The 23,973-nt window shown below is 68.7% G+C and carries 21 protein-coding genes; 11 read left to right on the top strand and 10 right to left on the bottom strand.

Going from position 1 to position 23,973, the window contains the following annotated elements:
• The first annotated feature begins 344 nt into the window (after nucleotides 1-344).
• Complete coding sequence (locus CHC02_RS04330; protein WP_089390274.1) at nucleotides 345-791, top strand: DUF4124 domain-containing protein; 447 nt, start codon at nucleotides 345-347, stop codon at nucleotides 789-791.
• Between the two features lie 10 nt (nucleotides 792-801).
• Here CHC02_RS04330 and CHC02_RS04325 read toward each other — a convergent pair whose 3' ends face one another.
• The 3 genes from CHC02_RS04325 to mrcB are packed head-to-tail and all read right to left on the bottom strand — an operon-like array spanning nucleotide 802 to nucleotide 4,299.
• Entirely contained in the window at nucleotides 802-1,131 is a 330-nt protein-coding gene (locus CHC02_RS04325) for a YqcC family protein (protein WP_089390273.1), read from the bottom strand.
• A complete protein-coding gene (locus CHC02_RS04320; protein WP_089390272.1) occupies nucleotides 1,131-1,961 on the bottom strand; it encodes a tetratricopeptide repeat protein in 831 nt (276 codons plus the stop codon). Before CHC02_RS04320 ends, CHC02_RS04325 begins: the two co-directional genes overlap by 1 nt.
• 16 nt (nucleotides 1,962-1,977) lie before the next feature.
• A complete protein-coding gene (mrcB, locus tag CHC02_RS04315) occupies nucleotides 1,978-4,299 on the bottom strand; it encodes a penicillin-binding protein 1B (RefSeq protein WP_089390271.1) in 2,322 nt (773 codons plus the stop codon).
• Between the two features lie 219 nt (nucleotides 4,300-4,518).
• On the opposite strand from mrcB, the gene CHC02_RS04310 reads away from it, so the two are divergent.
• The 3 genes from CHC02_RS04310 (at nucleotide 4,519) to CHC02_RS04300 (ending at nucleotide 7,470) form a co-directional block, all read left to right on the top strand.
• Complete coding sequence (locus CHC02_RS04310) at nucleotides 4,519-6,081, top strand: bifunctional aminoglycoside phosphotransferase/ATP-binding protein (protein WP_089390270.1); 1,563 nt, start codon at nucleotides 4,519-4,521, stop codon at nucleotides 6,079-6,081.
• A 208-nt stretch (nucleotides 6,082-6,289) separates the two neighbouring features.
• A complete protein-coding gene (locus tag CHC02_RS04305; RefSeq protein ID WP_089390269.1) occupies nucleotides 6,290-6,562 on the top strand; it encodes a TfoX/Sxy family protein in 273 nt (90 codons plus the stop codon).
• A gap of 107 nt (nucleotides 6,563-6,669) precedes the next feature.
• Nucleotides 6,670-7,470 carry a Crp/Fnr family transcriptional regulator gene (locus CHC02_RS04300; protein WP_089390268.1) on the top strand — a complete coding sequence of 267 codons (801 nt, stop codon included), beginning with the start codon at nucleotides 6,670-6,672 and terminating at the stop codon, nucleotides 7,468-7,470.
• 685 nt (nucleotides 7,471-8,155) lie between these two features.
• Here the strand turns inward: CHC02_RS04300 and CHC02_RS04295 are convergent.
• From CHC02_RS04295 to CHC02_RS04275, 5 genes are read right to left on the bottom strand one after another with little or no spacing between them, the layout of a single operon-like run.
• Nucleotides 8,156-9,040: a ChaN family lipoprotein gene (locus CHC02_RS04295; protein ID WP_089390267.1), complete on the bottom strand. Its 885-nt coding sequence runs from the start codon at nucleotides 9,038-9,040 to the stop codon at nucleotides 8,156-8,158.
• 11 nt (nucleotides 9,041-9,051) lie between these two features.
• On the bottom strand, nucleotides 9,052-9,819 hold the full coding sequence (locus tag CHC02_RS04290) for a heme ABC transporter ATP-binding protein (protein WP_089390266.1): 768 nt from the start codon (nucleotides 9,817-9,819) through the stop codon (nucleotides 9,052-9,054).
• Complete coding sequence (locus CHC02_RS04285; RefSeq protein WP_089390288.1) at nucleotides 9,819-10,802, bottom strand: FecCD family ABC transporter permease; 984 nt, start codon at nucleotides 10,800-10,802, stop codon at nucleotides 9,819-9,821. The genes CHC02_RS04290 and CHC02_RS04285 overlap by 1 nt, the downstream gene beginning before the upstream one ends.
• Before the next feature lie 50 nt (nucleotides 10,803-10,852).
• Nucleotides 10,853-11,746 carry a heme/hemin ABC transporter substrate-binding protein gene (locus CHC02_RS04280; protein WP_089390265.1) on the bottom strand — a complete coding sequence of 298 codons (894 nt, stop codon included), beginning with the start codon at nucleotides 11,744-11,746 and terminating at the stop codon, nucleotides 10,853-10,855.
• Nucleotides 11,747-11,756: 10 nt separating this feature from the next.
• Nucleotides 11,757-12,812 carry a hemin-degrading factor gene (locus tag CHC02_RS04275; protein ID WP_089390264.1) on the bottom strand — a complete coding sequence of 352 codons (1,056 nt, stop codon included), beginning with the start codon at nucleotides 12,810-12,812 and terminating at the stop codon, nucleotides 11,757-11,759.
• Between the two features lie 187 nt (nucleotides 12,813-12,999).
• Here CHC02_RS04275 and CHC02_RS04270 point away from each other — a divergent pair, with 187 nt between their 5' ends.
• Both CHC02_RS04270 and CHC02_RS04265 read left to right on the top strand, forming a co-directional pair.
• The gene (locus CHC02_RS04270) at nucleotides 13,000-15,210 is read left to right on the top strand and encodes a TonB-dependent hemoglobin/transferrin/lactoferrin family receptor (protein ID WP_089390263.1); all 2,211 of its coding nucleotides are present in this window, start codon (nucleotides 13,000-13,002) and stop codon (nucleotides 15,208-15,210) included.
• A gap of 82 nt (nucleotides 15,211-15,292) precedes the next feature.
• On the top strand, nucleotides 15,293-15,622 hold the full coding sequence (locus CHC02_RS04265) for a Rieske (2Fe-2S) protein (protein ID WP_089390262.1): 330 nt from the start codon (nucleotides 15,293-15,295) through the stop codon (nucleotides 15,620-15,622).
• A 5-nt stretch (nucleotides 15,623-15,627) separates the two neighbouring features.
• Here the strand turns inward: CHC02_RS04265 and sfsA are convergent, their stop codons facing one another.
• Nucleotides 15,628-16,335, bottom strand: coding sequence for a DNA/RNA nuclease SfsA (gene sfsA, locus CHC02_RS04260; protein WP_089390261.1), 708 nt, complete (start codon nucleotides 16,333-16,335; stop codon nucleotides 15,628-15,630).
• A complete protein-coding gene (locus CHC02_RS04255; RefSeq protein ID WP_089390260.1) occupies nucleotides 16,335-17,507 on the bottom strand; it encodes a pyridoxal phosphate-dependent aminotransferase in 1,173 nt (390 codons plus the stop codon). Before CHC02_RS04255 ends, sfsA begins: the two co-directional genes overlap by 1 nt.
• Before the next feature lie 190 nt (nucleotides 17,508-17,697).
• Here CHC02_RS04255 and dksA point away from each other — a divergent pair, with 190 nt between their 5' ends.
• From dksA to CHC02_RS04230, 5 genes are all read left to right on the top strand, one after another.
• Complete coding sequence (dksA, locus tag CHC02_RS04250; protein WP_089390259.1) at nucleotides 17,698-18,141, top strand: RNA polymerase-binding protein DksA; 444 nt, start codon at nucleotides 17,698-17,700, stop codon at nucleotides 18,139-18,141.
• 84 nt (nucleotides 18,142-18,225) lie between these two features.
• Nucleotides 18,226-19,113 carry a tRNA glutamyl-Q(34) synthetase GluQRS gene (gene gluQRS / locus CHC02_RS04245; RefSeq protein ID WP_089390258.1) on the top strand — a complete coding sequence of 296 codons (888 nt, stop codon included), beginning with the start codon at nucleotides 18,226-18,228 and terminating at the stop codon, nucleotides 19,111-19,113.
• An 84-nt stretch (nucleotides 19,114-19,197) separates the two neighbouring features.
• Nucleotides 19,198-19,374, top strand: coding sequence for a hypothetical protein (locus CHC02_RS04240; protein ID WP_003095129.1), 177 nt, complete (start codon nucleotides 19,198-19,200; stop codon nucleotides 19,372-19,374).
• Nucleotides 19,358-22,309 (top strand): sensor histidine kinase, encoded by a 2,952-nt coding sequence (locus tag CHC02_RS04235; RefSeq protein ID WP_089390257.1) that lies wholly within the window; start codon nucleotides 19,358-19,360, stop codon nucleotides 22,307-22,309. The genes CHC02_RS04240 and CHC02_RS04235 overlap by 17 nt, the downstream gene beginning before the upstream one ends.
• A gap of 26 nt (nucleotides 22,310-22,335) precedes the next feature.
• Nucleotides 22,336-23,772, top strand: coding sequence for a sigma-54-dependent transcriptional regulator (locus tag CHC02_RS04230; RefSeq protein ID WP_089390256.1), 1,437 nt, complete (start codon nucleotides 22,336-22,338; stop codon nucleotides 23,770-23,772).
• Nucleotides 23,773-23,973 lie beyond the last annotated feature (201 nt).

Genomic DNA, 23,973 nt, shown 5'->3' with positions numbered 1-23,973 from the left:
GCTGCCCGGCAGACAATTGGGCGAATGTAATCGCCGGCTACGTCGACTGCCGAATGAGCAGAACTTGGAGGCGCACCTGGTGTGTTACGGAGGGCCTCCACCCAGCGCGAGGTAACGCGAAGCAGGGTGAAACTTAGCGGCGCGGGTAGCGCCTCTTGTCTGCCGAGTAAAACCAGCTTGCGGCCGGCCCACTGCAGCGAACCTTGGATTCTTCTGATTCGGCCGCGTCAAGTCAAGCCATATATGGATTTGTGTCTGACTCAGGTTGTGATCTTTCTCTGCGGACGCCTCGACACTTTTGGTTATAGTTACCCGCAGTTTCCGCATCCAAGGACCGAAACCGCATGCGACGGACGATTGTGATGGGCGCCCTGATGTTCGCCCTGAGTGCTCCGCTGATGGCCGCCCAGGTATACAAGTGGGTCGACGCCCAGGGTGTCACGCATTTCGGCGCGCAGCCGCCGCAGGGCACCGAAGCCGCCACCGTGGACACCAAGGTCGCCCCGCCGCCCTCGGGCTTCCCGCTGCCCCCCAGGCCGGCCCCGGCGGCCGCGCCCTCGGCCAGCGACAAGCAGAAGGCGGCCGACGAGAAGGTGCGCCAGGAAGTCGCCCAGCAGGAAGCCGAGCGCGCGCGCTACTGCGACACCCTGCGCACCAACCTGGCACAGCTGAAGAACAACCCGCGGGTACGGGTGGCCGACGACGACGGCGAGATGCGGCGTATCCCGGAAGAAGAACGGCAGGCCCGCATCACCCAGACCGAGCAGGACCTGCAGAAGAACTGCAACTGACCGGCGTGGCTCAGGGCGCCTCGCCGATCAGCCGGTCGAACTCGCCCAGGGCCTCGAACAGGGCGAGCATGCGCTCGCTCTCGTTCGCGTAGACCACCTCGGCGATGGAGCGGATGCCCGAGGCGTGCGGCAGGTCCGCGCCGCTCTCGATGATCAGCTTCATCCGCGGCAGGAAGATCCACTGCAGCCATTGCTCCAGCTCCAGCGTATCCACGCAGAACGGCTCCTGGCTGGCCAGCGCCTCGTCCGAGGGCGGCTGCTCTTCCCACATGGCCAGCGCGCGCAGTTCCCGCTCGATCAGCAGGAGCTGGTCGGCGATGGCAGGCAGGCGGCCGTCCATCACAGCGTCGCCTTGGCGTTCTGCCGCGCGGTAGCCGCGCCGGCCGCGTCACCCTGGGCCTCGCGGGCCTTGGCGATCACGTCCCACAGGCTGGCCTGCAGCGTCGGCCGGCCGTTGGCCAGCGACAGGCCGCGGCGGGCCACCTGCTCGGCCTGGGCGGCGTCGCCCTGGGCCAGGCGCACCTGGGCGAGCTTGTAGAGCACCTGCGGCTCGCGCGGAGCGATGCGCTGGGCGCGCTCCAGGCTGGCCGAGGCGCCGTTGAGGTCGCCGCTGCCCTGCTGTTGCTGGGCGGTGGTGAGCAGCGCCAGGACCGGGCCATCGAGCTGCTCGTCGGCGGCCAGGGGCGCGTTGCGCGAGGGAATGCCGGACGGCGCCTGCACCGGCGCGGCCGGGGCCTGTTGCTGGTAGCCGGGCTGTTGCTGCTGGTAGACCGGCTGCTGGTAGGTCTGCTGGCTGAAGCCGCCGGTGGCGCTGATGTTGCTCGGCGCGCTGCCGGTGGGCGCCGCCGGGGCGCTGCCATATTGCGTGCCGGGGGTGACGGGAGCGGTGGAGATAGGCGCCGCGCCGGTCTGCGCCGGGAAGGTCTGGATCGGCGCCATGCCGGCATCCTGGGGCACCATCACGGTCACCCCGGAATCACCGGCCGGCTGCGACGCCGCACTCGGCGCGGTATTGGCGCTGGCCGGGCGGTTGGCATTGGAATAGCCCACACGCTCCTGGTTGGACACCGCGGTGCCGGCATCCCGCACCGGGATGGCGCCCTGCTGCGGGGTGGCGCAGCCGGACAGCACGGCCGTGGCGGCAGCCACGGCAAACCATGCGTTTCTCACTTCGAATCCTCTCGCCTCAGTTCAGCCAGCCACGGACCCAGTCCATGACCTCGCCGGCCGGCGTCTGGTTGTTACCACAACCGGCGCCCGGCGCCGGCTCGCTTCCGCGAATATAGGGCATCTGCACGGCGCCCGGGCAATTGGCGTCGCTGCCCTGGCCGGTACGCGGATCGACCCAGGCCATGCTGACATTATCCGGCATCGGCATGTCCAGCGGCAGGGGGTCGGCCTTGCGCATGAAACTGGTCCAGATCTGCAGCGCGCCGGTGGCGCCGGTGAAAGGCGTCTTGCCGTTGTCGTCGCGGCCCAGCCAGACCACCGCCAGCAAGTCCTGGCCGAAGCCGGAGAACCAGCTGTCGCGGGAATCGTTGGTGGTGCCGGTCTTGCCCGCCAGGGTCAGGTTCGACGGCAGCTGGTTGTAGGCCGAACGCGCGGTGCCCTCGCGCATCACCCGCTGCATGGCGTTCTGCAGCAGGTAGATGGAGCCCGAGTCGAAACGCTGCTGGACCTGGAACGGATAGCGCTTGAGCGGCTGGCCGTCGGCGGCGACCACGCTGCGGATGCTGCGCAGCGGGGTGTTGAAGCCGCCGCTGGCGATGGTCTGGTACATGGTCGCCACCTGCATCGGCGTCATGGCGCCGGCGCCCAGCAGCATCGACGGGTAGGCCGGCCAGTTCACCGGCACGCCGAGGCGCTCGAGGGTCTTGAGCACGTTGGGCACGCCCAGGTCCAGGCCCAGCTTGGCGGTGGACAGGTTCAGCGAACGCGCCAGCCCCTGGTAGAGGAAGATGGTGCCGTTGGAGTCGCCTTCGTAGTTCTTCGGCGTCCACACCTGGCCGTCCCTGCCCTTGATGGAGAACGGCCGGTCCTGGATCCAGGTGGTCAGGGTGTACTGACTGGGCCGTTCAAGGGCGGTCAGGTAGACCGCCGGCTTGACCAGCGAGCCGATCGGCCGCGTGGCGTCCACCGCGCGGTTGAAGCCGGCGAAGCGCGAGTCGCGGCTGCCGATCAGCGCCTGCACCTCGCCGGTCTCCGGGTTGGTCACGACCATCGCGGTTTCCGTCTGGTCCAGGCCCTTGCGCCCGGCGAAGCGCTTGAAGGTCTCGGTGACCGCGGTTTCCGCCTTGTACTGCAGGATGGGGTCGAAGCTGGTGAAGATGCGCAGGCCTTCCTCGGTCAGGTCCTCCTCGCGGTAGTCCTGGCGCAGTTGGCGCTTCACCAGGTCGAGGAACGCCGGGTAGGAACTGTTGGCCATGCTGCCCTGGCGGGTCACGCCCAGGGGCGCCTGCTTGGCCGCCGTGGCCTGCTCGGGGGTGATCACGCCCTGCTCGGCGAGCACGTCGAGCACCACGTTGCGCCGCTCCATGGCGCGCTCCGGGTTGCGCCGCGGGTTGTAGTAGGACGGTCCCTTGACCATGCCCACCAGCAGCGCGATCTGCGGCAGCTTGAGCTCGGACAGCGGCTGGCTGAAGAAGTACTGGCTGGCCAGGCCGAAGCCGTTCACCGAGCGCTGGCCGTCCTGGCCGAGGAACACCTCGTTGAGGTAGCCCTCGAGGATCTCGCGCTTGTCGTAGTGCAGCTCCAGCAGCACCGCCATCATGGCTTCGGTGAGCTTGCGGCTGAGGCTGCGCTCGTTGGTCAGGAAGAAGTTCTTCACCAACTGCTGGGTCAGGGTGCTGCCGCCCTGGCGCAGCTGCCCGGCGCTGGCGTTGACCCAGACGGCGCGGGCGATGGACTTCAGCGAAACGCCATGGTGGGACCAGAAGTCGCGGTCTTCCACCGCCACCAGGGTGTCGACCAGGTACGGCGGCACCTCGTCCAGCTTGATGAGGATACGGTCCTCGTTGTGCGAGGGGTACATGCCGCCGATCAGCAGCGGCTCCATGCGCGCCACGTCCAGCTTGGCACCGTCGGCGCGGGACAGGCCGGCCACGTAGTCGCCGGAGAAGCGCACGCGGATGCGCTGCGCGGGCTCGGCGCCCTCGTAGAACTGGAAGCCGCGGGTGTTGAGGTCGACGGTGCCGCCGGAGACGGCCACCATGCCCGGGCCGCTGACCGCGCCGTCGCGACGGTAGCCCAGGGCGCCGAGTTCCTGGAGGAAGTCGTCCTTGTTCAGCTTCAGGCCGACGAACAGCTCCAGCGGCCGGGCATAGACCTTGGCCGGGATGGTCCAGCGCTTGCCGGAGAACTTCTCCTGGACGACCGCATCGAGGTACACGGCGAAACCGGCCAGCACGACCAGGCCTACCAGGCTGAGCTTGAGCAGCCAGCCCAGCCACTTGCGCGACGGAGCGGGCTTTTGATTCTTACGGGAACGGGGGGATCGGGGACGCGTCATGGCGGCGCATTATACGTACTTTATCCACAGGGGACAGACGCCGAGCGAGGCGGCGTCCGGGCTCTGTCGCGGGCACGCGGCGGAACCCCGGCCATGGCGACGCAGCTTCGACCAGCGCCCGGCCGATTGGTTGCCTGCGGCGCCGCGCAAGTTTGCAGCCACCGGCGATGCCGCCATAATGCCTGCCTCCCGAATCCGGACAGCCAAGGACAATATCCCGTGAGCCAGACTCTGATCGCTGCCCTGCAGAACCCTGCCCTGTACCCCCACCCGGTGGAGCAGGTGCGGGTCATCGAAACCCACATCTCCTGGGTCCTGCTCACCGGCCAGTACGCCTACAAGATCAAGAAGCCGGTGAACTTCGGCTTCCTCGACTTCACCGACCTCGCCGCGCGCAAGCACTTCTGCGAGGAAGAACTGCGCCTGAACCAGCGCCTCACCGAGGGCCTGTACCTGGACGTGCTGCCGATCACCGGCAGCGAGGCCGCGCCGCAGTTGGGCGGCGAAGGCCCGGCGATCGAATACGCGCTCAAGTGCCGCGAATTCCCGCAGAACGCGCTGCTCAGCGAAGTGCAGGCGCGCGGCGAACTGACCTCCGCGCACATCGACGCCCTGGCGAAGCAGATCGCCGGCTTCCACCTGCGCACCCCGCAGGTCCCGCAGGACAACCCGCAGGGGTCGGCCGAGGCGGTGATGGCGCCGGTGCGGCAGAACTTCGAGCAGATCCGCCCGCTGCTCGGCGACAAGGCCGACCTGCTGCAGCTGGATGCCCTGGAAGCCTGGGCCGAAAGCTCCTACGCCCGCCTGGAGCCGCTGCTGCAGGCGCGCAAGGCGAACGGCCTCGTCCGCGAATGCCACGGCGACATCCACCTGGGCAACGCCGCGCTGATCGACGGCCAGGTGGTGCTGTTCGACTGCATCGAGTTCAACGAGCCGTTCCGCTTCACCGACGTCTGCGCCGACTACGCCTTCCTCGCCATGGACCTCGAGGACCGCGGCCTGAAATGCCACGCGCGGCGCTTCGTCAGCCAGTACCTGGAGCTGACCGGCGACTACCAGTCCCTGGAAATCCTCAACTTCTACAAGGCCTACCGCGCCCTGGTGCGGGCCAAGATCGCCCTGTTCAGCCTGGCCCACCAGCACGACGCCGTGCAGAAGGCCGCGACCCTGCGCCAGTACCGCAACTACGCCAACCTGGCGGAGAGCTACAGCGCCATCCCCTCGCGCTTCCTGGCCCTGACCATGGGCGTTTCCGCGGTGGGCAAGAGCTCGGTGGCGCTGCGCCTGGTCGAAGCCCTGGGCGCCATCCGCCTGCGCTCGGACGTGGAGCGCAAGCGCCTGTTCGGCGAACAGCAGGACGCCCAGCGCGGCGCCCTGGAAGGCGGCATCTACAACGCCGAATCCAGCGCGGCCACCTACGAGCGCCTCAACGCCCTGGCCGGCGACATCCTGCGCGCCGGCTACCCGGTGGTGCTCGACGCCACCTTCCTCAAGCACGCCCAGCGCCAGGCCGCGCGCCACATCGCCGACGACACCGGGGTGCCCTACCTGATCCTCGACTGCCAGGCGCCGGAAAACGTGATCGCCAGCTGGCTGGCCCAGCGCCAGGCGCAGGGCGGCGACCCGTCCGACGCCACCCTCGAGGTGGTGCAGGCCCAGCAGGCCGGGCGCGAGGCCCTGGACGCCGACGAGCAGGCCCACAGCAAGCGCGTCGACACCCAGGACAGCGCCAGCCTGGACACCCTGGTAAGTAGCATCCGCCAGCGCCTGCCGGGCCTCTGAGAACCGGCTCCAGCCCGGGCGTCGAGTATGCCCGGGCTGCCGTTCGTCACGCCGAGGGCGCTTTGGCGCCCGCCGATGTCACAAAGCCACATTGTCCCGCCAGCGGCCCGCTACACTTCATCGTCAAGTGAGCCGGCCGTCTCCAGCAGTTCACGGCCGTCGCCGCCATGCATGACCCACCCCGTGTGCCGCATCGCAAGGACCGACGATGAACGACGAACTGCTGCACCTGAAGAATCTTGGCAAGACCTCGGCCCAATGGCTGCACGCCGTGGGCATCCACAACGTTTCCGACCTGCGCCGCCTGGGGGCGGTCGGCGCCTACCGCGCCGTTCGGGCCCGCGGCTTCAGGGCCTCCAAGGTACTGCTCTATGCCATCGAAGGGGCTCTGCTGGACGTCCACTGGAACGACCTGCCACCGGCGCACAAGGCCGACCTGCTGGGCCAGTTGGAAACTTTCCCCCAAAGGAATCAGAGTTAGCTCACAAGCCTTCCAGGAAATGATTTACGGCAGCGGGCCAGAACCCTATCGTTTCAGGGCCCTTCGTGCGCCTCGACCGCCAACGTCCGTCCAAGGAATCACGGCCCATGTACCTACTCGGTGAACAACCGGCATACGCCGACCAGCTGATCAGCCGCCTGCAGGGGATTCCCGCCCAGCTGCTTTCCGGCCTAGCCCCCTGCGCGGAGCCCATCCGCCTGGAACGTACCGACGACCTGGCGGCCGAGCTGCCCAACCAGCAGTTGTTCCTGATCGAGAACGGCCTGCTCCACGCGCTGGTCGACGAACGCCCGCTGTTCTACCTGCAGGAGGGCGACCTGGTGGGCCTGCGCCAGGGCATCGACCTGCCGCCGTGCCGCTACACCAGCGACGAGCCGCTGTGCCTGATCCCCTACTCGCGCAGCGACGTGTTCCACCACATCCACGCCGACGAGCAGCGCCAGGAGCTGTTCCTGCACTACCTGATCGGCCACACCGCGCTGCTTTCCGATGCCCTGGCGCACCTCAAGCAGCCGGACATCCGCCCCTCCACCGGCTTCCGCCACTTCGCCGCCGGCGACCAGTTGATCCAGCAGGGCGATGATGCCGAGCACGTGTTCATCATCATCGAGGGCCATGCCGAAGCCTTCGTCGACGGGCAGAAGGTCGGCGACGTGCAGAAGGACGAGATCTTCGGCGCCATGGCCGTGTTCACCGGCGAGAAGCGCAGCGCCAGCGTGGTCGCCAGCGAGCCCTGCACCGTGATGGTGATCCCCAAGGACCAGTTCCTCAGCCTGATGCAGAGCAACCCGCGCATCGCCCACAGCCTGATCGAGGGCATGGCGCGGCGCATCGACCTGCTCAACCGCGAGGTCACCCAGCTGCGCCTGCAGCTCGGCGCCGGCTAGCGCCAGCCGAAGCCCCAGGACGAAGCCCGGCCATGCGCCGGGCTTCGTCGTTTCTGCATGGCGGAATTTTTTTGCGAAATGCTGTTGACTCACAAATGATAATAGTTATTATTACCACAGCTGGCCGCGAGGTCGGCGGGTAAGCTGAGAGCCCTACTCGCAGTCGGACGATCAGATTATCTCCTCATCAGGCTAATCACGGTTTTAGACCCGGCTCACCGCCGGGTCTTTTTTTTGCCCGCGATTTTTCCAGGCGCCCCTCCCCATGACCGTTCGCCGGGAAATGCCGGAGCGATGAAAAAAGCGTTGACTCGCGAATGATAATTGTTATTATTAACTCAACTGGTCGCGAGGCCAGTCGGTAAGCTGAGCGGCCACCGCAGTCGGACGATCAGATTATCTCCTCATCAGGCTAATCACGGTTTCGACCCGGCTCATCGCCGGGTCTTTTTTTGCCTGGCGTTTGGGTGGCTTTTCGTGGGAGCGGGCTTGCTTGCGAACAGCGCTCCCAGCTGCGTTGGTGTTTCGGTGGTATTCCGCTCCCTCTCCCCAGCCCTCTCCCTGAAGGGAGAGGGCTGGGGAGAGGGCGTTCTTCAGAACAGGCACCGAAGCCTCCGGTAGAGCACCCTTCGCGAGCAAGCTCGCTCCTACAAAAGAGGAGCTCGCACCTCAGGCTATGCCCGCATCAACGCAACTTCGCGCAATGATCCTGCGGCGGCAGCGCCGGCGTGTACCAGGCGTAGTCGGCCTGTTGCGCGGAGACCGTCTTGCCCACCTCGGCCAGCATCAGCACCTGCGTGCCCTCCCCCGCCCCCAGGTCTTCCAGGTGCAGCGGCACGCCCAGGTCGCGGCGGACGTGGAAGCCGCCGGCGATCAGCACGGCGGGCGCGGGCGCCGCCTTCAGCCGCTCGGCCATGCGCCGGTCGCGTTGCTGCTGCACCGCCAGCATGGCCGGCATCTGGCTTTCCGGCAGCAGGCCGCAGTGGGACTCGCGGATGTCGTCGAGCAGCACCCGGCGCACGTCCTCGGCCGTCGAGCGGGTACCGGCGAGGGCCGGCTGTTCGCCGTAGATGCGCTTGATCTCGCCGCGGTCCAGGTTGGCCGCCAGCAACGGCGCCGGTTGCTTGACCAGCCAGGACACCAGCGGGCCGTAGAGCGACCAGTCCCAGCCCGGCTGCCAGGCCAGCGCGGCGTACAGGTCCTGCGGCGGCTTGCCGGCGGCGCTGGCCGCCTGGGCCGCCGTCGCCCGTTGCTGCTGGTTGGGGTTGAGCATTTCCAGCAGCACGCTGCCCTGCTCGCGGCGCTGGGCCAGGGCGCGCACCAGCCACAGCTCCAGGGCGTGGTGGTCGGGGTTGTCGTGCTGCTCGCCGACCAGTACGCGGGGCGCAGCCTCCAGGCGTTCGAGCAGTTGTTCCGGAGTCAGCGCCTGGCCGCTGCGCAGGTCGCGGATGACACCCAACTCGGCATTGTCGCGGCCTTCGGGGCTCTGCCAGGTCGGCAGGGGCGGTGCGGAAGGCAGGCTCTGGCAGGCCGCCAGCAGCGCCACCAGGGGAATCAGCAGGTATTTCACGTGAACTCCTTTCAACGGGCAACGATCAGCGGATGGCCGCGCTCGGGATGGCGCTGCACCAGCACGTCCAGGCCGAACACCTGGCGCAGCGGTTCCGCGCGCAGCACCTCGTCCGGCGTGCCGAACAGATGCGGGCGGCCGTCGTGCAGCAGGAGCAGGCGGTCACAGTAGCGCGCCGCGAGGTTGAGGTCATGCAGGATGACCAGCACCGCGGCGCCGCGGCCGGCGAATTCGCGCACGGCCTGCAGGGTGGTGTGCTGGTGCAGGGGGTCCAGCGCCGAGGTCGGCTCATCCAGCAGCAGCACCTGTTCCGCGCCGCCCGGCCACAACTGCGCCAGGACCCGCGCCAGGTGCACGCGCTGGCGCTCGCCACCGGACAGCGCCAGGTAGCTGCGCCCGGCCAGGTGCGAGGCGTCGGCCGCGGCCATGGCCTCGGCGATGATCTCGGCGTCGCGCTGGCGGCCGCTGTCGTGGGGCAGGCGGCCGAAGCCCACCACGGATTCGACGCTGAAGGCGAAATTCAGCGACGAGGATTGCGGCAGCACCGCCAAGCGCCGTGCCCGCGCCGTGCCCTGCCATTGCTCCAGCGCGCGGCCGTCGAGGCTCACGCTACCGCTGGCCAGTGGCAGCTCGCCGTTCAGCGCCCCCAGCAGGGTGCTCTTGCCCGCGCCGTTGGGCCCCAGCACGCCGAGCACCTCGCCCGGCTGCAGCGCCAGGCTCACGCCCTGCAGCACGACCTGCTGGCCGCGCTTCACCGTCAGGTTTTCCGCCGCCAGCATCAGGAACGCCCCCGGATCAGCAGGTAAAGGAAGAAGGGCGCGCCGATCAGCGCCGTGACGATGCCGATCGGCAGCTCCGCCGGCGCCAGCGCCAGGCGCGCCACCAGGTCGGCGAGCAGCAGCAGGATGGCGCCGCCGAACATCGAGGCCGGCAGCAGCACCCGGTGATCGGGGCCGACGATCAGGCGCAGCAGGTGCGGCACCACCAGGCCGATGAAGCCGATCAGCCCGGCCGCGGCTACCGCGGCGCCAACGCCCAGTGCCGTACAGAGGATCAGTTCGACCTTCAGGCGCTCGACGTCGAAGCCCAGGTGGCGCGCCTCGGACTCGCCCAGCAGCAGCGCGTTGAGCGCGTCCACCCGGCGCGGCAGCCAGCAGGCCACCAGCAGCGTGACCAGCAGCAGCGGCCACAGCCGCGGGTAGCTGGCGCCATTGAGGCTGCCGAGGTTCCAGAAGGTCAGGGTGCGCAGCGTGGCGTCGTCGGCCAGGTAGGTGAACAGGCCGATCAGCGCGCCGGCCAGCGCGGTGAGGGCGATGCCGGCTAGCAGCATGGTGGCCACGCTGGTCTGGCCGTTGTGGCGGCCGAGGCGGTAGACCAGCGCGGTCACCAGCAGGCCGCCGGCGAAGGCGCAGGCGGACAGCAGGTAGGGCGCGAAGGCTTCCGGCAGGCCGCCGAGGGAGGCGCCGAAGACGATGGCGATGGCGGCGCCCAGCGCGGCGCCGCTGGACACGCCGATCAGCCCGGGGTCGGCCAGCGGGTTGCGGAACAGCCCCTGCATGGCCACCCCGGCCAGCGCCAGCACCCCGCCGGTGGCGACGCCCAGCAGGGTGCGCGGCAGGCGGATCTGCCCGACGATCAGTTCGGCCTGGCCGAGATCGTCGGCGGACACCGGCAGCCCGGCCAGGCGCGCCAGCGCCCGCAGCGTGTCGCCCAGCGGCAGGCTGACCGGCCCCAGGGCCAGTGACAGCCAGAGGACCAGCAGCAGGAGGAAACCAAGGAGCAGGAACAGCGGTCGGGCAGCGTGCTTCGCAGTCAAGGACGACCTTCCGGGTTCAGGGCCTGCGCGGAAGGATAAAAGGCTTGGGAGAGGCTGGCCAATGCGTCCGGAATACGCGGGCCGAGGCCGCCGACCAGCAGCGTCGGGTCGAGCAGCAGCACGCGGGCCTCGCGCGCCGCCCGGGTGGCGGCCAGCCCGGGGTTCTGGCGCATCAGCGCCTCGCGCGCCTTGTCGCCGTCCAGGCTGCGGTCGGCCAGCACCACCACCTGCGGGTCGAGGGCGGTCAGGGCCTCGCCGGAAAGCGCCTTGTAGCCCTTGTGGCTGGCCAGGTTGCGCCCGCCGGCGTGCTGGATCATCCAGTCGCCGGCGGTGTCCTGCCCGGCCACCAGCAGGCTGCCGCCGGCGTTGCCGATCAGCAGCAGCACGCCCGGCGCGGCCTGGCCGGCCTGGGCCTTGCCCACCCAGGCCTGCTGCGCCGCCAGGCGCGCCCGGAAGTCCGCCGCCATCTTCCCGGCCTGCTCGGGCGTACCCAGCAGTTCGCCCAGGCGTAGCAGGTTGTCGTGCACGGTCTGCTCATCGGCCTTGGCCGACAGGGTCTCGATCCGCACCCCGGCGGCGCGTAGTTGTTGCAGTACCGGCGGCGGCCCCATCTCCTCGCTGCCGAGGAGGATGTCCGGCTTCAGCGCCAGGATGCCTTCGGCCGCCAGTTGGCGCTGGTAGCCGATCTTCGGCAGCGCCTTGAGGCTGGCCGGGTGCAGGCTGGTGGTGTCGACGCCGACCAGGCGGGGCTCGCCGCCCAGGGCCACCACCCACTCGCTCAGCGAGCCGCCGGCGCTCACCCAGCGCTTGGGCAGGGTGTCGGCGATGGCGCCGGTGGCGGCGAGGCACAGCCCGGCGAACAGCCCGGCCAGCAGGGGACGCGCAGTCATGGTTGCCTCCTCAGATGGCCGTGAAGGATTCGGCGAGGCTACGCCATTCTTCCAGTTCCGGCACACCCGGCTTGCGCGCGCCGAACACCTGCAGGACCAGCTCGCCCTCGGCGTCGAAGGCCTCCCAGCTGGTGACGATGCCGTCGCTGCTCGGCTTGCGCACGCGCCACAGCTCGCGCACGCCGGTGGTCTTCAGGTGCAGGTTGAACTGCGGGTCCAGCACGTTGAACCAGTCGTCCAGCCACTTCAGGTTGTCCACGGTGCCGGTGTGGATCTGGATGCAGTGGGCGTTGCCGACGAAGATCATGATCGGCAGGCGGGATGCGCTGGCCGCCTCCAGCAGGCGCGGCAGCCCGGCCACGTCCAGCGGCTCGGCCCACTCGCGGCCGGCCAGGCGCAGCGCCTGGGTGCGCGCGGCCTTGTGCTTCTTCAGCAGGGCGAAGAAGTGGTGGGTGTCCTTCAGCGCCGCCCAGCCCTCGCGCAGGGAGGCGACGTCGATCGCGTCATCGGCCAGCGGCGCGGCCTTGGCCTCGGCCGGGCGCAGCTCCAGGCGCTCGCTCTGCTCCTCGGCGCGGAAGCGTTCCACCAGCGGCGCCCAGGCGGCGACTTCGCTGTGCTCGGTGAGGAACACCTTGTGCACCGCGGTGCCCTGGCGGTCGAACACCTGGATGCTGCGCTGGGTGCCGTGGGCGGTTTCCTCGCTGACGGCGAACACGCTGTCCCAGCCGCCGAGGAACAGGCGCAGGTCGATGTCCGGGGACACCACCAGGCCCATCTGCCCGTTGGCCGATACGGTGACTTCCCGGTACGGCCCCTTGCGCTCGTGCACGCAGTGCTCGTTGCGCGTCAGCGCCATGATCGGGCCCAGCTCGCCGAGGGCCGGCAGCAGCGCGGCCCACTCCGGGCGCAGGCGCACGGCATCGACGCCGAGGCGGCTGGCGGTCAGTTCGGCCTCGCTCACATCCAGGCGTTGCGCCGCATCACGGGCGCGCAGACGCGGTTTCTCGGCGCGCAGCGCCTGCCAGGCGCGGTACAGCTCGGAAGCCGGCGCGGAAAGGGTAGTCATCGCAGAAGTCCTCGTTCACAGGGAGACCTGCCGCATCGCGGCGGCACCGACGAACTGTGCCACAACGGATTTAATAAATCTATTTGATAATAATTTGCATTTAGATTTGAGAGGCATTATGGTCTGCGCCGCCTTCTGCCAACGGCCATTTGCCATCTGCCACTTCCAAGAAAAAAACAGGTACCCCATGTCGATCACGCCCCCGTTCGCCCGCCGCCACTGGCTGGCCCTGTTGTTGCTGAGCCCCTCACTCGCCCTCGCGAACAATGCGGTTTCCCTCGGCGAGACCACGGTCACCGCGACGCGCAGCGAGCAACCCGTGGATGCGGTGCCCAGCACCGTGAGCGTGCAGACCGAGCAGGACATCGACCGCAACAACGCCAACGACATCAAGCAGCTGGTGCGCTACGAGCCCGGCGTGTCGGTGAGCGGCAGCGGCAGCCGCTTCGGCCTGTCGGGCTTCACCATCCGCGGCATAGGCGGCAACCGCGTGCTGACCCAGGTGGACGGCGTCGGCGTGCCCGGCGCCTTCGCCTTCGGCCCCTTCATGGACGCGCGGCGCAACTACATCGATCTGGACACCGTGAAACGCGTCGAGATACTCCGCGGCCCGGCCAGCTCGCTGTACGGCAGCGACGCCCTGGGCGGCGCGGTGAGCTTCCTGACCAAGGACGCCGCGGACTACCTGGAGGACGGCAAGGACTTCTACGCCCGCTTCAAGACCGGCTACGACGGCTCCGACGACAGCTGGCTGGGCAGCGCCACCTTCGCCGGGCGCCAGGGCCCGCTGGACGGCCTGCTGACCATCAGCCGCCGCGACGGCCACGACACCGAGACCTTCGGCGGCCAGGGCGGTACCGGCGCCACCCGTGGCGAGGCCAACCCGGTGGACTTCGGCACCGACAACCTGCTGGCCAAGGTCGGCTGGGACTACGCCGAGGGCAGCCGCCTGCAGCTGGCCTACGAGCGCTATGCCGACGACGCCGACACCCGCCTGCTCAACGAGTACAGCGCCACCGGCGCCACCCGCATCTCCGATGCCACCGACAGCACCGACCGCGAGCGCATCAGCCTGCAGCACCGCTTCCAGCTCGACAGCGCGCTGGCCGACCAGGTGCAATGGCAGCTCAACTACCAGGACAGCCAGATCCGCCAGCAGACCTACCAGGAACGCTTCAGCGGCGGCCGCCTGCGCGATCGCGTGCGGGATTCGAAATACCAGGAAACACTCTGGGGCCTGAACAGTCAGCTGGACAAGCGCTTCGCCCTGGCCGACACCCAGCACCACCTGATCTACGGCTTCGACCTCAAGCGCCTGGAAAGCAGCGACCTGCGCAAGGGCGGCGAGACCTTCCAGAGCAATGGCCAACCGGTACCGCCAGCCTTCGGCAGCGAAACCTTCCCGCTCAGCGACTTCCCCGATCCGGTCACCCACGAATACGCGGCGTTCATCCAGGACAGCATCGACATCGGCCGCTGGACCCTGCTGCCGGGCCTGCGCTATGACTACTACGAGATGCGCCCGGAGGTCAGCCAGCGCTACCTCAACAGCAACCCGCTGGACACCGCCCCGTCCAACTTCAGCGATCACGCGCTGTCGCCCAAGTTCGGCGTGACCTACCGCATCGACGACCACCACAGCGTCTACGGGCAGTACGCCGCCGGCTTCCGCGCGCCCGAGCCGGTGGACATCTTCGGCGAGTTCGTCAACACCGCCATCGGCTACCAGACCATCGCCAACACCGACCTCAAGCCGGAAACCAGCGACAGCTATGAACTCGGCCTGCGCGGCAAGTACGCCATGGGCAGCTTCGGCATCGCCCTCTTCTACAACCGCTACGACGACTTCATCGAGCAGGTCACCCTGCCCAACGACCCCACCGGCAACGGCCGCCTGACCTACCAGTACACCAACCTGGACAAGGTCACCATCCGCGGCGCCGAGGCCCGCGGCGACCTCGACCTGCACCTGGCCGCCGGCCTGCCCGAGGGCACCCGCCTGCGTGGCGCCGTGTCCTATGCACGGGGCAAGGACGAGGAAACCGGCGAACCGATCAACAGCGTCGACCCGCTCAAGGGCGTGTTCGGTTTGGGGTATGATGCGCCCGGCGGACGTTTCGGCAGCGAGCTGACCTGGACCCTGGTGCAGGCCAAGCAGCGCATCGACGACAACGAAGTCCCCAGCCAATTCAAGCCCGGCGGCTACGGTCTGCTCGACCTCAGCGGCTGGGTGCGGATCACCGACGGCGTGACCCTCAACGCCGGCCTGTTCAACCTCACCGACAAGAAGTACTGGCAATGGGGCGACGTACGCGGCCTCACCGAGAACAGCTCCAGCCTGGACCGTTACACCCAGCCCGGCCGCTATGCGGCGGCCAACCTGATCTGGGAGATCTGACCGGCTTCAGCACAAGGACGTGCACCCTATCCCGTCGCCAGGGGGCGCCACGCGCCCTGCTGTCGGCGCCGGGAGCGCCGCGGTGATCCTGCTCTGCCATCCGGGCGAACTGGCCGAGGGCCGCAGCCGCGGCTTCCAGGTGGAAGGCCTGAAGGTCTTCGCCGTGCGCCGCCAGGGCCGCGTGTACGCCTACCGCAACCGCTGCCCGCACCGCGGCGTGCCCCTGGAGTGGGAGGCCGACCGCTTCCTCGACGCCAGCGGCGGCCTGCTGCAGTGCGCCCATCACGGCGCGCTCTTCCTCGTCGAATCCGGCGAATGCATCCAGGGCCCCTGCCTGGGCGAGGCGCTCGACAGCCTGACTTGCCGCGAGGACGAGCGGGGCCTGTGGATAAGCCTGCCCGAGGATGACTGAAAGACCTACAACTCGATGCGCAGCGGCCGGCTCAGGCGGATTTCGCTGACGTCGATATCGGCACCATAGGCCAGCATCTCCACGCCGGCGTCGCGCGCCTCGCGCAGCGCGGCGGCATAGGCCGGGTCGATCTCCTCCGCCGGGCGCACCGCCTCGATGCCGGACAGGTTCACGCAATACAGCAGCACCGCGCGGGTGCCCGCGCGGGCCAGGGCCGCCAGCTCGCGCAGGTGCTTGGCCCCGCGGGCGGTCACGGCGTCGGGGAAGGCCGCCACCGGCGTGGCGTCGAAGCCCAGGGTGACGCTCTTCACCTCGACGAACGCCGGCCCGCCGGCGAAGTCCAGGCGGAAGTCCGCGCGGCTGTTCTCCACGCCATAGGCGACTTCCCGGCGCAGCCCGGCGAAACCGGCCAGTTCGGCGACGCTGCCGGCCAGCAGGGCCTCCTCCACCAGGCGGTTGGCGCGCCCGGTGTTGACGCAGGCCAGGCGCCCCTGGGGCGTCTCGCTCAGCTCCCAGGTGCCGGGCAGCTTGCGCTTGGGGTCGGAGGAACGGCTGAACCACACCCGGCAGCCCTCGCTCATGCAGTTGAGCATGGAGCCGGTGTTCGGGCAGTGGATGGTCAACTGCTCGCCGGTGGGCGTCTCGATATCGGCGAGGAAGCGCTTGTAGCGGCGCAGCAGGCGCGCCTCCTCCAGTTCCGGAGCGAAGCGCATCAGGGCCGCCAGCTCTTCAGGCCGCGGGCGATCCGCTCCACCGCCTGCTCCAGGCGTTCCAGGCTCTGGGTATAGGCGAAGCGCACGTGGTGGTCGGCCTGGTAGCGGCCGAAGTCCACGCCCGGGGTGAAGGCCACGTGCTCGGTCTCGATGAAGTGCTGGCAGAAGCGGTAGGCGTCGCCGCCGAAGGCGCTGATGTCGGCGTACAGGTAGAAGGCCCCCTCCGGCTCCACGGCGATGCCGAAGCCCAGGTCGCGCAGGGCCGGCAGCAGGTAGTCGCGGCGGCGGGCGAACTCGGCGCGGCGTTGTTCGAGGATGGCCAGGGTGCCCTCCTCGAAGCAGGCCAGCGCGGCGTACTGGGCCATGCTCGGGGCGCTGATATAGAGGTTCTGCGCCAGCTTCTCCAGCTCGCCCACCGCCTCCGGCGGCGCCACCAGCCAGCCGAGGCGCCAGCCGGTCATGCCGAAATACTTGGAGAAACTGTTGAGGACGAAGGCCTCGTCGTCCACTTCCAGCACGCTGCTGGCATCCACGCCGTAGGTCAGGCCGTGGTAGATCTCGTCCACCACCAGGTGCCCGCCACGGGCCTTGAGGGCCTGCGACAACGCGGCCAGTTCATCCTTGTGCAGCAAAGTGCCCGTAGGATTCGCCGGCGATGCCAGCAAAGCGCCTACACTGTCCTGATTCCAGTGCGCGTTCACCAGCTCCGGGGTGAGCTGGTAACGGCTCTGCGGGCCCACCGGCACCAGTTGCGCGGCGCCCTCCACCAGGCGCAGGAAGTGACGGTTGCACGGGTAGCCGGGATCGGCCAGCAGCCAGTGGCGGCCCGGGTCGACCAGCAGGCTGCTGGCCAACAGCAGGGCGCCGGAACCGCCCGGGGTGACCAGGATGCGCTCGGGGTCGATGGCCAGGCGGTAGCGCGAGGCGTAGAACCCGGCGATGGCCTCGCGCAGCTGCGGCAGGCCGCGGGCCGCGGTGTAGCGGGTATGGCCGGCGGCCAGTGCGGCCTGGCCGGCGGCGACGATGGGCGCGGCGGTGCTGAAGTCCGGCTCGCCGATCTCCAGGTGGATGACGTCGTGGCCGGCGGCCTGCAGCTCGTTGGCTCGCGCCAGCAACGCCATGACGTGGAAAGGTTCGATGGCGCGGCTGCGGGCACTGAAGGAAGAAACCATGGGAAATACCGAACTTTGCGACGAAGAGGCGATTCTAACCAAGCCATCAGCGGGTGGCAGCAGGCTCGACAACCGGGAGTAGCATCACGATTATCGATCTGGTAAGTTCGCCCGCTTGCGAGCGCGGGGCCGGCGGTGCCGGAGAGGGACCATCCGCGACAGGATTAGCGAGAGTGAGAGGCGGCCACACATGCCCACCAATGCAAAACAGCAGAGCAGCCAACTGATTCGTGGCTTCGAGCCCTACCAGGAAACCAAGGGCGAGGAGTACATGAGCGAGCGCATGCGCGCCCACTTCACCGCCATCCTCAACAAGTGGAAAGTTGAGCTGATGGAAGAAGTCGATCGCACCGTGCACCACATGCAGGACGAAGCGGCCAACTTCCCGGACCCGGCGGACCGCGCCAGCCAGGAAGAGGAGTTCAGCCTCGAACTGCGCGCCCGCGACCGCGAACGCAAGCTGATCAAGAAGATCGACGAGACACTGCAACTGATCGAAGACAACGACTACGGCTGGTGCGACTCCTGCGGCGTGGAGATCGGTATCCGCCGCCTGGAAGCCCGCCCCACCGCGACCCTCTGCATCGATTGCAAGACCCTCGCGGAAATCAAGGAAAAGCAGCTCGGCTCCTGACGCCTGCGGCTTTTCGCGAACGGGGCGCCTAGGCGCCCCGTCGCGTTCGTGCGGCGCCCCGCCTCCCGACCCCCAGCCTGCGCCATGCCCGATTCCCGCTACATCGGCCGTTTCGCCCCCACCCCCAGCGGCTACCTGCACTTCGGCTCGCTGGTCGCCGCCGTCGCCTCCTACCTGGACGCCCGCGCCGCCGGCGGCCGCTGGCTGGTGCGCATGGAAGACCTCGACCCGCCGCGGGAAATGCCCGGGGCCCAGGCCGCCATCCTGCAGACACTGGAACGCTACGGCTTCGAGTGGGATGGCCCGGTCGTACGCCAGAGCGAGCGCGGCGACGCCTACGCGGCGGTGGTCCAGCAGTGGCTGCGCAGCGGCCTGGCCTATGCCTGCACCTGCTCGCGCAAGCAGCTCGAAGGCAGCGGCGGCATCTACCCCGGCACCTGCCGCGACGCCGGGCACGACTGGCACGGCGACGTCGCCATCCGCATCCGCGTGCCGGAACTGGAATACGCCTTCGTCGACCGCGTCCAGGGCGAGTTCCGCCAGCACCTGGGCCGCGAGGTGGGCGACTTCGTCATCCGCCGCCGCGACGGCCTCTACGCCTACCAGTTGGCGGTGGTGCTGGACGACGCCTGGCAGGGCATGACCGACATCGTCCGCGGCGCCGACCTGCTGGACAACACCCCGCGCCAGCTGTACCTGCAGGAGTTGCTCGGGGCGGCCCACACGCGCTACCTGCACGTGCCGCTGATCGTTCAGCCCGACGGCCACAAGCTGGGCAAGTCCTATCGCTCGCCGCCGCTGGCCGCCGAGCAGGCCGCACCGCTGCTGCTGCGCGCCCTCGGGGCCCTGGGCCACGCCGCGCCGGCGGAACTGGCCGGCGCCACCCCGGCCGAGGTGCTGGCCTGGGGCGTGGCGCACTGGGACGCCACGCGCATCCCCCGCGTGCTGACGCTGGAAGACGCCCGGCTCTAAGATGGAGGGTGGGGCCATGCGCCCCGGCTTGCAGGCGCCCATCGGCTGCCTGTAGCCTGCCGTCCGCACAACGAGAGGCATGACATGTACATCTACCGACTGGTGCTGCTCCTGGTCGTGGGCATCTACCTGTTCTCGCCCGCCATCATGGACTGGTGGATCGACCCCAACGGCGCCTGGTATCGCCCTTACCTGCTGTGGCTGATTCTCATAGTCGTGACCTTCATCCTGCAGAGCCAGCGCGATGCTGACGAGCTTTAGCCTCACCCAGCTGATCCTGATCAGCGCCGTCTACCTGACCACCCTGTTCGGTGTCGCCTGGATCACCGAGCGCGGCTACGTGCCGCGCCGCCTGGTGCGCCACCCGCTGGTGTACACCCTGTCGCTGGGCGTCTACGCCAGCGCCTGGGCCTTCTACGGCACCGTCGGCCTGGCCTACCAGTACGGCTACGGCTTCCTGGCCATCTACCTTGGGGTGTCCGGGGCCTTCCTGCTGGCCCCGGTGCTGCTCTACCCGATCCTGCGCATCACCCGCGCCTACCAGCTGTCGTCGCTGGCCGACCTGTTCGCCTTCCGCTTCCGCAGCACCTGGGCCGGCGCGCTGACCACGCTGTTCATGCTGATCGGCGTGCTGCCGATGCTGGCCCTGCAGATCGAGGCGGTGACCAACTCGATCAGCCTGCTGACCCACGGCGCCGACGCCAACAGCGCGGCGCTGGCGTTCTGCGCGCTGATCACCCTGTTCGCCATCCTCTTCGGCGCCCGCCACATCGCCACCCGCGAGCGCCACGAGGGGCTGGTGATGGCCATCGCCTTCGAGTCGCTGGTCAAGCTGGTCGCCCTGGGCTCCATCGGCCTGTTCGCCCTCTACGGCGTGTTCGGCGGCCCCGACGGCCTGGAGGTCTGGCTGCTGCAGAACCAGGAGGCCCTGAGCACCCTGCACACGCCGCTGGCCGAGGGCCCCTGGCGCACCCTGCTGCTGGTGTTCTTCGCCTCGGCCATCGTCATGCCGCACATGTACCACATGACCTTCACCGAGAACCTCAACCCGCGCGCCCTGCTCAGCGCCAGCTGGGGCCTGCCGCTGTTCCTGCTGCCGATGAGCCTGGCGGTGCCGCCGATCCTCTGGGCCGGCCTGCACCTGGGCGCCTCGACCAACCCGGAATACTTCACCCTCGGCCTGGGCATGGCGGTGGACAGCCCGGCCCTGGCGCTGGCCGCCTTCATCGGCGGCATCTCGGCGGCCAGCGGGCTGATCATCGTGATGACCCTGGCGCTGTCGGGCATGGTCCTCAACCACCTCGTGCTGCCGCTGTACCAGCCGCCGGCCGAGGGCAACATCTACCGCTGGCTGAAATGGACGCGGCGGGCGCTGATCGCCACCATCATCCTGCTGGGCTACGGCTTCTACCTGCTGCTGGGCTCCGAGCAGGAACTGTCGAACCTGGGCATCGTCTCCTTCGTCGCCACCCTGCAGTTCCTCCCCGGCGCGCTCTCGGTGCTCTACTGGCCGGCCGCCAACCGCCGCGGCTTCATCGCCGGGCTGGTGGCCGGCATGCTGGTGTGGTGCGCCACCATGCTGGTGCCGCTGATGGGCAACGTGCAGAGCCTGCACATCCCGCTGTTCGACTCGCTGTACGTGCTCGACGAGGCCAGCTGGCACCTGGCCGCCCTCGCCTCGCTGGCGGCCAACGTGCTGGTGTTCACCCTGGTGTCGCTGTTCAGCGAGCCCAGCGACGAGGAGAAGGGCGCCGCCGAAGCCTGCGCGGTGGACAACGTGCGCCGCCCGCAGCGCCGCGAACTGCTCGCCGTCTCGCCCCAGGAGTTCGCCAGCCAGCTGGCCAGGCCGCTGGGCGCCAAGACCGCGCAGAAGGAAGTGGAACAGGCCCTGCGCGACCTGCACCTGCCCTTCGACGAGCGCCGCCCCTACGCCCTGCGCCGCCTGCGCGACCGCATCGAGGCCAACCTCTCCGGGTTGATGGGCCCAAGCGTGGCCCAGGACATGGTCGAGACCTTCCTGCCCTACAAGGCCAACAGCGAGAGCTACGTCACCGAGGACATCCACTTCATCGAGAGCCGCCTGGAGGACTACCACTCGCGGCTCACCGGCCTGGCCGCCGAGCTGGACGCCCTGCGCCGCTACCACCGCCAGACCCTGCAGGACCTGCCGATGGGCGTGTGCTCGCTGGCCAAGGACCAGGAAGTGCTGATGTGGAACCGCGCCATCGAGGACCTCACCGGGGTGCCCGCGCAGCGCGTGGTGGGCTCGCGCCTGTCGGCCCTGCCGGAACCCTGGAAGGGCCTGCTGGAAGGCTTCATCGAGGCCCCCGACCAGCACCTGCACAAGCAGCGCCTGGCGATCGACGGCCAGACGCGCTGGCTGAACCTGCACAAGGCAGCCATCGAGGAACCCCTGGCGCCGGGCAACAGCGGCCTGGTCCTGCTGGTCGAGGACCTCACCGAGACGCAGTCCCTGGAAGACAAGCTGATCCACTCCGAGCGCCTGGCCTCCATCGGCCGCCTGGCCGCCGGCGTGGCCCACGAGATCGGCAACCCCATCACCGGCATCGCCTGCCTGGCGCAGAACCTGCGCGAGGAACGCGAGGGCGACGGCGAGCTGACCGAGATCAGCGGGCAGATCCTCGAGCAGACCAAGCGCGTCTCACGCATCGTCCAGTCGCTGATGAGCTTCGCCCACGCCGGCGGCAAGCAGGTGGCCGCCGAGCCGGTGTGCCTGGCCGATGTCACCCAGGAAGCCATCAGTTTGCTATCGTTGAACCGGCGCAGCGTCGAAGTGCAGTTCTTCAACCTGTGCGACCCGGACCACTGGGTGGAGGGCGATGCCCAGCGCCTGGCCCAGGTACTCATCAACCTGCTGTCCAACGCCCGCGACGCCTCCCCCCCCGGTGGCGCCATACGGGTGCGCAGCGAAGCCTCGGAGAACACCGTCGACCTCATCGTCGAAGACGAGGGCAGCGGCATTCCCAAGTCCATCATCGACCGCCTGTTCGAGCCCTTCTTCACCACCAAGGACCCCGGCAAGGGGACCGGCCTGGGCCTCGCACTGGTCTATTCGATCGTGGAAGAGCATTATGGGCAGATCACCATCGACAGCCCGGCCGATCCGGAACGCGAATGCGGCACCCGCATCCGCGTGACCTTGCCGCGGCATCCTGGCCCGACGGCCGAGCAGTAGACGAGCACGTCGAGAGAGCTGAATACATGGCACATATCCTCATCGTCGAAGACGAAACCATCATCCGTTCCGCCCTGCGACGGTTGCTCGAGCGCAACCAGTACCAGGTCAGCGAGGCCGGCTCGGTCCAGGAGGCCCAGGAGCGCTACAGCATCCCGTCCTTCGACATGATCGTCAGCGACCTGCGCCTGCCCGGCGCCCCCGGCACCGAACTGATCAAGCTGGCCCAGGGCACCCCGGTGCTGATCATGACCAGCTACGCCAGCCTGCGCTCGGCGGTCGACTCGATGAAGATGGGCGCGGTGGACTACATCGCCAAGCCCTTCGACCACGACGAGATGCTCCAGGCCGTGGCGCGTATCCTCAAGGACCGCCAGGAAGGCCGCGGCGCCACTGCCGAGGCACGGGGCAACGCCCGCCCCGCGGGCGAGCGCGGTAACGGCAACGCCGCCCCGGCCGACGGCGAGATCGGCATCATCGGCTCCTGCCCGCCGATGCTCGAGCTCTATTCGAAGATCCGCAAGGTCGCCCCCACCGACTCCAACGTCCTCATCCAGGGCGAGTCGGGCACCGGCAAGGAACTGGTGGCGCGCGCCCTGCACAACCTGTCCAAGCGCACCAAGGCGCCGCTGATCTCGGTGAACTGCGCGGCCATCCCGGAAACCCTGATCGAATCCGAACTGTTCGGCCACGAGAAGGGCGCCTTCACCGGTGCCAGCGCCGGCCGCGCCGGCCTGGTGGAAGCCGCCGACGGCGGCACCCTGTTCCTCGACGAGATCGGCGAACTGCCGCTGGAGGCCCAGGCCCGCCTGCTGCGCGTGCTGCAGGAAGGCGAGATCCGCCGCGTCGGCTCGGTGCAGTCGCAGAAGGTCGACGTGCGCCTGATCGCCGCCACCCACCGCGACCTGAAGATGCTGGCCAAGACCGGCCAGTTCCGCGAAGACCTCTATTACCGCCTGCACGTCATCTCGCTGAAACTGCCGCCGCTGCGTGAGCGCGGCACCGACGTGATGGAGATCGCCCGCGCCTTCCTGGCGCGCCAGTGCTCGCAGATGGGGCGCGTCCCGCTGAGCTTCTCCCACGAGGCCGAGCAGGCCATCCGCCACTACCCGTGGCCGGGTAACGTGCGCGAGCTGGAGAATGCCATCGAGCGCGCGGTGATCCTCAGCGAGGGCCAGGAAATCCCCGCCGACCTGCTGGGCATCGACATCGAGCTGGACGACCTGGAGGACGACTTCGTCGACGAGGCGGAGATGCGCAGCGCCGTGGCGGCCAACAACCACGAGCCCACCGAGGACCTGTCGCTGGAGGACTACTTCCAGCATTTCGTCCTCGAGCACCAGGACCACATGACCGAGACCGAACTGGCCCGCAAGCTGGGCATCAGCCGCAAATGCCTGTGGGAACGGCGCCAGCGCCTGGGCATTCCGCGGCGCAAATCGGGGGCCTCGGCCGACTCCTGAGTGGGGCGCGGCTGTTACCGCGGACATCCCGCGTAACAAAAGCCGGGTTCATCGGTAACGATAACCCGGCTTTTTTGTGCCTGCCCGAAACCCCTTCCTACAGCTAAACCCTTGAAAAATAAGGATTCTCAAAAGTTGGCACGGCATCTGCTTTGTTATTGGTACAACAACAATAACAAGCACGAAACCACAGAACAAAAA

Origin of the sequence: Pseudomonas delhiensis (assembly GCF_900187975.1) — a bacterium.
GTDB classification, from domain to species: Bacteria; Pseudomonadota; Gammaproteobacteria; order Pseudomonadales; family Pseudomonadaceae; genus Pseudomonas; species Pseudomonas delhiensis.
Note: the sequence above shows the minus strand (reverse complement) of the source record. Positions and strands in the feature narration are given on the sequence as shown.